The sequence below is a fragment of the Terasakiella sp. SH-1 genome (genome assembly GCF_004564135.1).
GTDB lineage: Bacteria > Pseudomonadota > Alphaproteobacteria > Rhodospirillales > Terasakiellaceae > Terasakiella.
On record NZ_CP038255.1, the window covers coordinates 3,304,597 to 3,316,696 of the forward strand.

The following is a 12,100-nucleotide window of genomic DNA, read 5'->3' on the forward strand; positions in this document are numbered from 1 at the left end:
AAGAAATCATTGCCGTTTCCAAGAGGCAACGATAAAGTAGCCACCAAAGTTAACCTACGGCCCGATGAAGGTCTGTACAAGGGATTAAGGTAAGTAAAATGAAAGTTCGTTATGGATTGGCAATTTTGGCTGCACTCGGCTTAACTGCCTGTGCTGAACGTGACATCTCTTACGAAAAATCCTTTATTACCGACTTTGGCAGCTATCAGCCGACACAATATGTGAATACAGACGCGCTCGATAAAACTGCGTGGAATGAAACCCGTCAGATTACCCTGACTGTGCGTCAAAACGAATTTTCCCCCATGGTTGTCCGCCTGAAAAAGGATGTTCCCTATACCATCCGTGTGGTGAATCAGGATAAAAACACGGTTTCTTTTGACGCCAGTGACCTGTTTGAAAATTCTGCTGTAGCAGAATTAAGCGAAGCTGCGAGCTATCCGGCACGCAGCAAACCATTATTGAAATCTTTCGTGGTGCCCTCTAACGGCGAACGTATGGTGAAATTGGTTCCCGTTCTGGAAGGACGTTATGAATTTGAAGATAACGCGCCGGGACTTTTCCTGCTTGATCTGGTCTTTTCCCCCTGGAGTCGGGGTGCGACCAAAGGCACAAGCGGTGTCTTTATTGTCGAATAAGCCGTTATCCACCCAGTGATTTCTTCACTTTCTGCCAAAGCCCCTGCTTTTTTGCCGGGGCTTTTTTCTTTTTCTTGGGCACAGGACCACCTGTGGGGCGAATTTTACGCCCTGATGACTTCACCACATTGGGGTTGGTGTAGGAAAACAACACCTTAAACCCACCCCCGCTGACATCGTAATAGACAATCTTTTCAATGGTAGGGATGATCTTGCAGCGTTGTTTGGCATCCTCTTCGGCAGCGGCCTTACAGTCAATGTCATTGGACATGACCATCTGGCCTTCTTCAATTTTCTGGCCGGGTTTGCAGATATAGATTTCAACAGCGTCCGTCATTTTCTCGTCCAATCTTACTTTCGTCTTATTATTTTTGCGTTTTTTCTTGAAGTCAACGCCTTCACAGGGTAAAAGCCGCCCTTGAGAGGTTGGTATGGACGGACTCCTCGCCAACCCGGTCAGGTCCGGAAGGAAGCAGCCGTAACGAGTTCTTTGTTCGGGTCGTATTCAACCTCTCACCTAAAAGCCCTTGTGTGGAAACACCAAGGGCTTTTTGCTTATCTCGTCGTCCTCACGAATGCGGGGATCTTTTTCCTGATTGATAAAGATTCCCAATCAAGTTGGGAATGGTATTATTGTTATAAATAATAAGCGTAATACAGCAGGAACCCGCCAAGGCCAAGGCGGTAAATAAAGAAGGGGGTGAAAGACGCCCGCTTAAGCCAGGCCATCATAACCGCAATGGCAATAAAGGCTGAGACAAAAGCCAGTCCCGCAGCCGTCATTGCATCATTGGTCAGCTGCATATTGCCGCTTTCATAAAGCTCCAGCCCCTTAAGCGTACCAGCGCCCAAAATGGCAGGGATGGACAACAACATGGAAAAACGCGCCGCATCCAAACGTTCATAGCCCAAAAAACGCGCTGCCGTCATGGTGATGCCGGAACGTGATGTGCCGGGGATCAGGGCAAGACATTGTGCCAGGCCAATCAAAATTGCATCCACAATCCCGGTATGTTCCACCCGGCGAATGGTCAGGCCCATTTTATCGGCCATATACAACAGAAAGCCGAATCCCAACGTTGTCCAGCCGATCACTTCAACGGTACGAAATTCCGGCCCAATATATTTATTCAGGAAATACCCCGCCGCAATAACCGGGATCGTGCCAATAACCACCATGGCCGACAAACGCGCACCGGGGTCTTTCTTGCCTTTGGTAAAACGCAACAAGCCACGGATCATATACCAGATGTCGCGCCAAAAATAGATCAGCACAGCTCCAAGGGTTCCAACATGGACGGCAACATCCATCAAAAGCCCCTGATCTTCCCAACCACCAAAAATCGGCACCAGGACAAGATGCCCAGATGAACTGATCGGCAAAAATTCTGTTATGCCCTGAACAAGTGCCAGAACCAGGATATGGAGTTCAGTCACGTTATTTCCCCGTTAGAGAGATTTTCTTATTAAATTTCTGATTTATATAGCACGTTCGGATTCGAGGCCCAAAACCAAAATATAGTACCATTTTGGTACGAATTTCAGAAAAAACAGATTTTCAGGTCCCGCGCTAACGGCCTTTAAACAAGGTAATTTTCGTCACATAGGACAGCTTAACTGACCTATGTGTACATTTTTCCTTGAAATCTGCGCAAAAATCGCGCATATCAACCATCCGGCTTTGCCCCTGCGGTTCAGCGGGCATGTGCTTGCGCGTAAGGTTATAGCGCAAACCGAGGAAAACACACTCTATTATAAAGAGGAATTGGAGAGAGATATGGCTGAAAAAATGATGCAGTTCGTCAAAGTCGGGCAGGATTATCCCGAAAAACGTTCTGCTGAAGACCGCAAAAAAGATTTCAATGAAATTTATGCGCGCTTCTCCATTGAAAAAGCCCAAGAACAAGCCTCACGCTGTGAACAATGTGGCATCCCGTACTGCTCTGTTGCCTGTCCGGTAAACAACAACATTCCTGACTGGCTGCGCCTTGTGGCTGCGGGCCGTCTGGAAGATGCTTATCATGTCTCTCAGGAAACCAACACTCTTCCTGAAATCTGTGGCCGTATCTGCCCGCAAGACCGTCTGTGTGAAGGTCTGTGTGTTCTGGAACAGTCCGACCACAATGCCGTGACCATCGGTTCTATTGAAAAATTCATTACAGACAACGCATGGGAGCAAGGCTGGGTGAAGCCGGCTCAGCCCCTTAAAGAATTGGGTCAAAGCGTTGGCATCATCGGGGCAGGCCCCGCTGGTATGGCTGCAGCAGACCGTTTGCGTCGCAAAGGCTACGAAGTTCATGTTTATGACCGTTATGACCGTGTTGGTGGCCTGCTGACTTATGGTATTCCGGGCTTCAAACTGGAAAAAGACGTTGTTGAACGCCGTGCAAAACTTCTCGAAGAAGGTGGCGTAACGTTCCACATGAACTTCGAAGTGGGCCGTGATGCGAAACTGGCTGAACTGCGTGACAAACATGATGCGGTTATGATCTGCGTGGGTGTTTATGCAGGTCGTAAACTGGATGCACCAGGTTCTGATCTGGAAAATATCTTCCCGGCTATGTATTTCCTGACAGCCTCAAACAAGAAAAGCTTCGGTGATGCGGTTGAGGAATTCGACAATGGTACATTGAATGCAGAAGGCAAAAACATTGTAGTCATCGGTGGGGGTGACACGGCTATGGACTGTGTGCGCACATCCATCCGCCAGGGTGCCAAGTCTGTGACATGTATGTATCGTCGTGACCGTGCTAATATGCCGGGTTCCCAGCGCGAAGTCGAAAACGCTGAAAATGAAGGCGTGGATTTCCAATGGCTGTCTGCCCCGAAATCTTTCAAAGGTTTGGGCAAGGTTCAAAAAGTTGAAGCTGTTTCCATGCATTTGGGCGTGGCGGACGGTTCTGGTCGTCAAAGCGTCAAAGAAATCGAAGGGTCCGAATTTGATATTGACGCCGACATCGTGATTGAAGCTCTTGGCTTTGAACCAGAAAATATCCCCACATTGTTTGGCGAACCGGAACTGGCTGTGAGCCGCTGGGGCACGCTGGAAGTTGATAGCGACACATGGATGACAAGTCTAGACGGCGTTTTTGCCTCTGGTGATATCGAGCGCGGTGCGTCACTGGTTGTCAGCTGTATTAAAGATGCCCGTGATGCATCCGATGCCATCCACCAATATCTTCGCGCGAAAACACGCGCCGGCGCTGCGGCCGAATAAGGAGCATGAGTAGAAAAATGACTAATAAGTACGTATCCGATTATAAACAAGCCGCCCAGTTCCTTGCTGAAAATGGCATGTATGACCCGGCTTTTGAAACAGCCAACTGTGGTGTCGGTCTGGTGGCCTCTTTAGATGGCAAACCCAACCGTGAAGTGCTGCGCCATGCCTTTCAGGCAACACGTGCCTTGGATCACCGTGGTGCGGTTGATGCCGATGGTAAAACGGGTGACGGCGCGGGTATTCACGTTCAAATCCCGCAAGAATTTTTCAAACGCCACATCCGCCGCACAGGTCATGAGCCGGAAGAAAGCTCTTTGGCGGTTGGTCAGGTCTTCCTGCCGAAAACAGATTTTGGGGCGCAAGAGCGTTGCCGCTGTATCGTTGAAGCCGAAGTTCTGAAATTTGGCTACCGTATCTATGGCTGGCGTCAGGTTCCGGTAAACATTGATGTCATCGGTGAAAAAGCCAACGCGACACGCCCGGAAATCGAACAGATCATGATTGCCAACACATTGGGCAAATCTGACGATGATTTCGAAAACGACCTTTATGTTATTCGTCGCCGTATTGAAAACCAGTGTCTGGCCGAAAACCTGACAGAATTTTACTTCTGTTCCCTGTCTTGTCGCAGCGTGATCTACAAAGGTATGTTCATGGCCGGTGAGATCACTGAATTTTACCCGGACCTGAATGACGAACTGTTTGTTTCAAACTTTGCGATTTATCACCAGCGTTACTCCACAAACACATTCCCGCAATGGCGTTTGGCCCAGCCGTTCCGTATGCTGGCACATAATGGTGAGATCAACACGGTTACAGGTAACATCAACTGGACGAAAGCCCATGAAACATGCATGGCGTCTCCGGTCTTTGGTGGTCATATCGAAGATATCAAACCGTTGATCCCGAACGGCGCGTCTGACTCTGCTGCACTGGATGCGGTATGGGAAGTTCTGGTGCGCGCAGGTCGTCCGGCCCCGGCTGTTAAGGCCCTGATGGTACCGGAATCAATCGGTCAAAACGCGTTGATGCCGAAAGAACATGAAGACCTGTTCTCTTATTGTAATTCCGTTATGGAACCATGGGATGGCCCTGCTGCGATCTGTGGTACAGACGGTAAATGGATTGTTGCTGGTCTGGACCGTAACGGTCTGCGTCCGCTGCGCTACACCATCACAGGTGACGGCGTGCTGCTGGTTGGTTCTGAAACAGGTATGTCAGAAGTTGACGAATCCAAAGTGGTTGAAAAAGGTCACGTTCGCCCGGGCGGCATGATCGGTGTTGACCTGTCTGAAGGTAAATTCTACCACGATAAAGAACTGAAAGACTGGACTGCGGGTCGTCAGCCTTATGGTAAATGGGTTGAGAAAATCGTTAAAGTGAACGATATCCTCAAAGCCGGTTCGCCGAAACCGGTTAACCCGTCTGCTGAAGACCTGCTGCAACAACAACAGCTGTTCGGTTTCACACAGGAAGATATGGAACTGATCCTGCGCCCGATGGTGGAAACAGGTCAGGAAGCCACAGGCTCCATGGGTGATGATACACCGCAGGCTGTTTTGTCTGATCAATATCGTGGTCTGCACCACTTCTTCCGTCAGGCGTTCTCTCAGGTGACAAACCCGCCGATCGATTCATTGCGTGAAACACGTGTAATGAGCCTGCGTACACGTTTGTCCAATCTGGGCAACGTTCTGGATGAAGGTCCGGATCAGTGCGAAGTGGTTCAGCTGGAAACACCGTTCCTGAATTCCACAGAATTCCACGCGTTGAAGAAATATCTCGGCAGTGATGCAATCGAACTGGATTGTACATTCACGCCGGAAAAAGAATCTCTACGCGAATCTATCGAACGTATCCGTCACGAAGCTGAAATGGCTGTTCGTGGTGGCAAGAAACACATCATTTTGACAGACGAACATGTGTCTGGCGATAAGGCTCCAATCCCGATGATCCTGGCCGCAGGTGGTGTTCACAGCTACCTGGTTCGCCAGCAACTGCGTACATTTACATCCCTGAACGTTCGTTCTGCCGAAGCCCTTGATGTTCAGTATTTTGCTGTTCTGGTTGGTGTTGGTGCAACAACCGTCAACGCTTATATGACAGAAGAAGCCATTGCGGCAAACCATGCCAAAGGCATTTATGGTGACATCACGTTTGAAGCGGCTGTTGAAAACTACAAGAAAGCGATCAACAAGGGCCTGCTGAAAACCATGTCCAAGATGGGTATCGGTGTGATCAGCTCTTATCGTGGGGGCTACACATTTGAATCTGTGGGTCTGTCACGTTCTGTTGTGGCGGAATTCTTCCCGGGTATGATCTCTCGTATTTCCGGTATTGGTCTTAAAGGTCTGGAAGAAAAGATCCTTGAGATGCACGACAAAGCCTTTAGTGAAACAAACCCGCTGGCACAAGGTGGTTTCTATCGCTACCGTGCAAATGGTGAACGTCACGCCCACGATCCGCTGTTGATCCACAAGCTGCAAGAAGCTGTGGCGACAGAAAGCTATTCCAAATATCGTGAATATGCCGATGGCGTAAACAATCGTAAGCCGATGATGCTGCGTGACCTGTTGGACTTCCAGTCTGATCGTGACAGCATTTCCATCGACAGTGTTGAATCCATCACTGAAATCCGTCGTCGCCTGTGTGCGCCTGCGATTTCTGTGGGTGCTTTGTCAAAAGAAGCACATGAAACACTCGCGATTGCCATGAACCGTATTGGGGCGAAATCCAACTCCGGTGAGGGTGGTGAAGATCGCGAACGTTTCACACCGCGCAAAAATGGTGATAATGCCAACTCTGCAGTGAAGCAGGTGGCTTCTGGTCGTTTCGGTGTGACAGCTGAATATCTCAATAATTGTCAGGAACTGGAAATCAAGGTTGCCCAAGGGGCAAAACCGGGTGAAGGTGGTCAGCTGCCGGGCTTCAAGGTAACTCTTGAAATTGCCAAGCTGCGTCACTCCACACCGGGTGTAACGCTGATTTCACCACCGCCGCACCACGATATTTATTCTATCGAAGATTTGGCACAGCTCATTTATGACCTGAAACAAATCAACCCGGATGCACGCGTTTGTGTGAAACTGGTGGCACGTAGCGGCGTGGGTACCATTGCTGCGGGTGTGGCAAAAGCTGGTGCAGATACTATCCATATTTCCGGTTATGACGGTGGTACGGGTGCGTCCCCGCAGTCTTCCATCAAATATGCTGGTCTGCCATGGGAAATGGGCCTGTCAGAAGTCAATCAGGTTCTGACACTCAACAAATTGCGTCACCGTGTGAAGCTGCGTACAGACGGCGGTTTCCGCACAGGTCGCGACGTTGTGATTGCAGCCATGCTGGGTGCTGAGGAATTCGGCATCGGGACAACATCCCTGATCGCGATGGGCTGTATCATGGTTCGCCAATGTCACTCCAACACATGTCCGGTGGGTGTGTGTACACAGGATGAGGACCTGCGTAAGAAATTTACAGGATCTGCGGCCAAGGTGGTCAACCTGTTTACCTTCATCGCAGAAGAAGTGACAGAAATTCTGGCCTCCCTCGGTTATGAGAAACTGGAAGATGTCATTGGTCGTTGTGACCTGTTGACACAGGTTGGCCGTGGTCGTGAAAACCTTGATGACCTTGACCTCAACCCGCTACTGGCACAGGCTGATACGGGTGATACACCGCGCTTCTGCACATTGGAAGAACGTAACCCTGTTCCAGATACACTGGATGCACAAATCATCAAGGATGCAGGCAATGCCCTGCACGGTGGTGAGAAAATGCAGCTGTTCTACACAGTGAAAAACACACACCGTTCTGTTGGGACCTCCACAAGCTCTATCATCACCCGTAAATACGGGATGACTGGTCTTGAGCCGGATCACCTCACAGTTCGCATGCGTGGGTCTGCGGGTAACTCACTGGGTGCCTTCATCGTTCAAGGTCTGAAGCTGGAAATCTTTGGTGATGCCAACGACTATGTGGGTAAAGGTCTTTCTGGCGGTACCATCGTGGTGCGCCCGATGGTCTCTTCCCCGCTGAAATCCAATGAAAACACCATTGTGGGGAATACATGTCTCTATGGGGCGACGGCTGGTAAGCTGTTTGCATCTGGTCAGGGTGGCGAGCGTTTTGCGGTTCGTAACTCTGGTGCGGTTGCTGTTGTGGAAGGCATCGGGTCCAACGGTTGTGAATATATGACGGGCGGGACCGTGGTTGTTCTGGGTGATGTCGGTGCCAACTTCGGTGCAGGTTTCACAGGCGGCATGGCCTTCATCTATGATGCAGACGGCACATTCGAACACCGCGTAAACGGTGACAATGTGATCTGGCAACGTATCGAAGTTGATCATTATGAAGATATGCTTAAAGGTCTGATCCAGGAGCACGTTAAAGAAACACATTCTCAGTTTGCAGAACAACTCCTGCAAGATTGGGAAATGGAAAAAGGGAAAATCTGGCAAGTTGTGCCAAAAGAGATGCTTGATAAGCTTCCGGTTCCAGTAACCAAAGAAGCAGCCGCCCAAAAAACGGCTTAAAAGTACATTTCTTTTAAGAAACTGGCCTGAAAGGTCAACTGAAGCACCAGGTTACACCAATCTCTCGTGACTTGATTGCAAGGGTCCGGTTCGCTGGACCCGCCTTGAGTGCCGCTTCATCGGCATTCATCCCTAACCAAGACTTAGAGGCGAAGCTATTTTTGGCTTCGCCTTTTTTTGTCTTTTAAAAGTTGAGAAAACAGGCTATTTGACTTCTAGAGCAATAGGCTTTGTTCTCGTCACCCTCGCGTAGGCGGGGATCTCTTTGATCACGCAAATTCCCGATCAAAGTTGGGAATGACAGCCTGAGCATGAATGGTACTCTGCTCTGTTATATCCACGCATTTAATGAGTGTTATGAGACGTCTTTATCATCTTCCCTTTGATCCACAATCGCGCAAGGTTCGCCTTCTTTTAGCCGAAAAGAAGCTAGACTTTTCCTGCGTGATTGAACCTGTCTGGGAACGGCGTGAAACATTTCTCGCCTTAAACCCTGCAGGTGAAGTGCCTGTTCTGGTGGAACCGGAAGGTCGCCCGATCTGGGATGATGCCGCTATTTGCGAATATCTTGAAGAAGTCTACCCAACACCCACTTTACTGGGCATGCAAGCCGACCAGCGTGCCGAGGTCCGCCGCCTTGTCGCCTGGTTTGATAAGAAATTCGCCAATGAGGTCACTAAAAACCTGGTTGGTGAAAAACTGCATAAACGTTTTGTCACAGGGTCAACCCCCAATTCATCCGCCATTCGTGCCGGTAAACAGAATGTACATTACCATCTGGACTATATCGGGTATCTGACTGAACAGCGCAACTGGCTGGCAGGGGATGATTTATCCTTGGCTGACATTACCGCAGCGGCCCATATTTCCTGTGTGGATTATCTCGGTGATATTCCGTGGAAAGATCACGAAGGGGCCTATGACTGGTATGTGCGCTTTAAATCCCGCCCAGCCATGCGTGAGATCTTAAAAGATACGGTGACAGGCTTCCCCGCCTCACCACATTATTCTGATTTGGATTTTTAGTAATCTCTGACATTTCTTTACAATTGTTATGATGTTTGGTTAGCGAACATTCTGTATAACAGTTTCATCTGAAAAGACACTTGCACTCCCTAGAGGTGTGAGGAAAACTATATGCGACTGCGCTTAACGTCCCCCTGACTTTGCGTGTGGTCGCATTTTTTTTGAGCGAAAGGAATTGGCTGTGTCCGACTTACCAAAATTGATTGATGCTGAACTCACTGTTGAAAACCGAATTGCGACCCTGACGTTTAAACGCCATGACGTGCGCAATGCCCTCACCGGGACCAACCTGATTGACGATATCATCAATACGATTGACTGGGTGAACAAGGCGGCAGACAAGGTCAACGTCCTGATCATGACAGGCGAGGGCTCGGCGTTTTCCGCAGGCGGCAATGTCAAGGATATGAAAGAGCGTGCCGGTGATTTTGCCGGCGATGTAGAAGAATGCCAGACCCGTTATCGCCAAGGCATCCAGCGTATCCCGCTGGCGATGAACAAATGCGAAGTCCCCATCATTGCTGCGGTGAACGGCCCCGCCATTGGTGCAGGCTTTGATCTGGCAAATATGGCCGATATTCGCATTGCTTCAAGTAAAGCCAAATTTGGGGAAACCTTTGTCAATCTCGGCATTATCCCCGGTGATGGCGGTGCCTATTTCCTGCAACGCCTTATTGGGTATCAAAAGGCTGCGGAACTGACTTTCACAGGACGGGTCATTGATGCGGCAGAAGCCAAAGAAATCGGCGTGGTGCTTGATGTGGTGGAACCAGACCAACTTCTGGCTCGTGCAGGTGAACTGGCGGGAGAAATGGCGAAAAAACCACCCCAAGCCCTACGCTTTACCAAGCGCCTGATGAAAATGGGCCAACGCATGGAACTCCCCGATTTCCTTGATCTCTGCGCCTGTTTCCAGGGCATATGCCATAATTCCGATGAACATATGGAAGCCGTGGAGAAAATGTTGGAACTGATGAAAAAATAAAAACCGCTCAGGTCCTTTCATAGCCCTTTCAAACAGATTGTCGTCCTCGCGAATGCGGGGACCTCTTTCCCCAAGAGATTCCCAATCAAGTTGGGAATGACATAATTTGATTGAAGGATAAAGCTATGACAGCACGCATTACCACTGTCACATTTCAAGGCATCGACGTTATTGAAGTCGAAGTACAGGTTTCCATCACCACGGGCCTACCCGCCCTCAATATTGTTGGTTTGGCAGATAAGGCCGTGTCTGAGGCACGGGAACGGGTACGCTCTGCTTTAACCGCTTTGGGGCTGTCTTTGCCGCCCAAGCGTATTACAGTCAATTTGTCTCCTGCGGACCTGTCTAAAGAAGGCTCCCATTTTGATTTGCCTATTGCCTTGGGTCTTTTGGCCGCGATGGGCGTCATCTCAGAAGAAGAACTTCACCCTTTTATCGTACTGGGTGAACTGGCTTTGGATGGGCGGATCTCTCCGGTGACAGGGGTGTTGCCCGCAGCCATTCACGCCCAGATCAGCGGGCGCAATATCCTGTGCCCCAAGCCACAAGGCGGGGAAGCGGTCTGGGCAGGTGACTTGGATGTCTTGGCTCCTCATAATCTTTTGGAGCTGGTCAATCATTTTAAGGGGCGTCAGCTGCTCAGTCGCCCACAAGCGGTTCGAGCACAAGAAAAGGCCCCCAAAGATCAACTGGATTTACGTGATATCCGGGGACAAGAAAGTGCCAAACGCGCCTTGGAGATTGCCGCAGCCGGCAACCATAATCTCTTGCTGTGTGGCCCACCGGGGGCAGGAAAGTCCATGTTGGCACGACGTTTGCCCGGTATTCTCCCACCGCTGGATGCGCATGAGGCCCTGGAAGTGTCCATGATCCATTCCATTGCCGGTACACTTCCAGAAGGCGGATTGATGGTGGAACGCCCTTTTCGCGATCCCCATCACAGTGCCTCCATGCCGGCGTTAATCGGGGGTGGGCATCGCGTGCGCCCCGGTGAGGTCTCGCTGGCCCATTTGGGCGTGTTGTTTTTAGATGAATTGCCCGAATATAACCGCACAGCCTTAGAAGCCCTGCGTCAACCATTGGAAACGGGGCGGGCTGAAATTGCACGGGCCAATGCCCATGTGAGCTATCCGGCACGTGTGCAGTTGATTGCAGCGATGAACCCATGTCGGTGTGGGCATTTAGATGATGCGGCTCTGGCCTGTTCACGTGCACCAAAATGCGCAGAAAGCTACCGTGACAAAATTTCAGGCCCCCTTTTGGACCGAATCGACCTTCACCTTGATGTCCCCCCAGTCAGTCCGGCAGACTTGCATCTGCCCCCTTCTGCTGAGGGCAGTACAGAAGTGCGTGCCCGTGTCCTGCAAGCACGTCTGATTCAAAAAGAACGCTATGCCGATTATGGGGTGCGCACCAATGCCGAAGCTGATGGCGAGCTGTTGCTCAAAATCAGTGAACCGGATCAGGCGGGTAAAAACTTGCTGCTCGAAGCCACCAATAAGCTGAAACTATCAGCACGAGGCTATCATCGGGTCTTGCGCGTGGCCCGGACCTTGGCTGACCTACAAGGCCAAACACGGGTTAAAGCAGACCATATCGCAGAAAGCCTGTCCTATCGTCCCAACATGGCACGAAAAAAACAGGCTTTTGCAATATAATATGTCACCCTCACCACAAGCGGGGATCTTTTAGGGCCAGG

The 12,100-nt window shown here is 50.1% G+C and carries 8 protein-coding genes and 1 other RNA gene; 7 read left to right on the plus strand and 2 right to left on the minus strand.

Features of this window, described 5'->3' with window-relative positions; translation table 11 throughout:
* Positions 1 to 98 precede the first annotated feature (98 nt).
* On the plus strand, positions 99 to 638 hold the full coding sequence (locus tag E4K71_RS15495) for a cupredoxin domain-containing protein (RefSeq protein ID WP_135081177.1): 540 nt from the start codon (positions 99 to 101) through the stop codon (positions 636 to 638).
* A 4-nt stretch (positions 639 to 642) separates the two neighbouring features.
* On the opposite strand, the gene E4K71_RS15500 is transcribed toward E4K71_RS15495, so the two are convergent.
* Positions 643 to 975 carry a hypothetical protein gene (locus E4K71_RS15500; RefSeq protein ID WP_135081178.1) on the minus strand — a complete coding sequence of 111 codons (333 nt, stop codon included), beginning with the start codon at positions 973 to 975 and terminating at the stop codon, positions 643 to 645.
* 82 nt (positions 976 to 1,057) lie between these two features.
* On the opposite strand from E4K71_RS15500, the gene ffs reads away from it, so the two are divergent.
* Positions 1,058 to 1,157, plus strand: an RNA gene (gene ffs / locus E4K71_RS15505) — signal recognition particle sRNA small type.
* Positions 1,158 to 1,274: 117 nt separating this feature from the next.
* Here ffs and E4K71_RS15510 read toward each other — a convergent pair.
* Complete coding sequence (locus E4K71_RS15510; protein WP_135081179.1) at positions 1,275 to 2,075, minus strand: undecaprenyl-diphosphate phosphatase; 801 nt, start codon at positions 2,073 to 2,075, stop codon at positions 1,275 to 1,277.
* A gap of 340 nt (positions 2,076 to 2,415) precedes the next feature.
* Between E4K71_RS15510 and E4K71_RS15515 the strand changes: the two genes are divergently transcribed.
* The 5 genes from E4K71_RS15515 (at position 2,416) to E4K71_RS15535 (ending at position 12,059) form a co-directional block, all read left to right on the plus strand.
* Positions 2,416 to 3,855 carry an NAD(P)-dependent oxidoreductase gene (locus tag E4K71_RS15515; RefSeq protein ID WP_135081180.1) on the plus strand — a complete coding sequence of 480 codons (1,440 nt, stop codon included), beginning with the start codon at positions 2,416 to 2,418 and terminating at the stop codon, positions 3,853 to 3,855.
* 77 nt (positions 3,856 to 3,932) lie between these two features.
* Entirely contained in the window at positions 3,933 to 8,390 is a 4,458-nt protein-coding gene (gene gltB / locus E4K71_RS15520) for a glutamate synthase large subunit (RefSeq protein ID WP_240796921.1), read from the plus strand.
* Between the two features lie 357 nt (positions 8,391 to 8,747).
* Positions 8,748 to 9,416, plus strand: coding sequence for a glutathione S-transferase family protein (locus E4K71_RS15525; RefSeq protein ID WP_135081182.1), 669 nt, complete (start codon positions 8,748 to 8,750; stop codon positions 9,414 to 9,416).
* Between the two features lie 181 nt (positions 9,417 to 9,597).
* Entirely contained in the window at positions 9,598 to 10,401 is an 804-nt protein-coding gene (locus E4K71_RS15530; protein WP_135081183.1) for an enoyl-CoA hydratase-related protein, read from the plus strand.
* A gap of 125 nt (positions 10,402 to 10,526) precedes the next feature.
* Positions 10,527 to 12,059: a YifB family Mg chelatase-like AAA ATPase gene (locus E4K71_RS15535; protein ID WP_135081184.1), complete on the plus strand. Its 1,533-nt coding sequence runs from the start codon at positions 10,527 to 10,529 to the stop codon at positions 12,057 to 12,059.
* Positions 12,060 to 12,100: the final 41 nt, after the last annotated feature.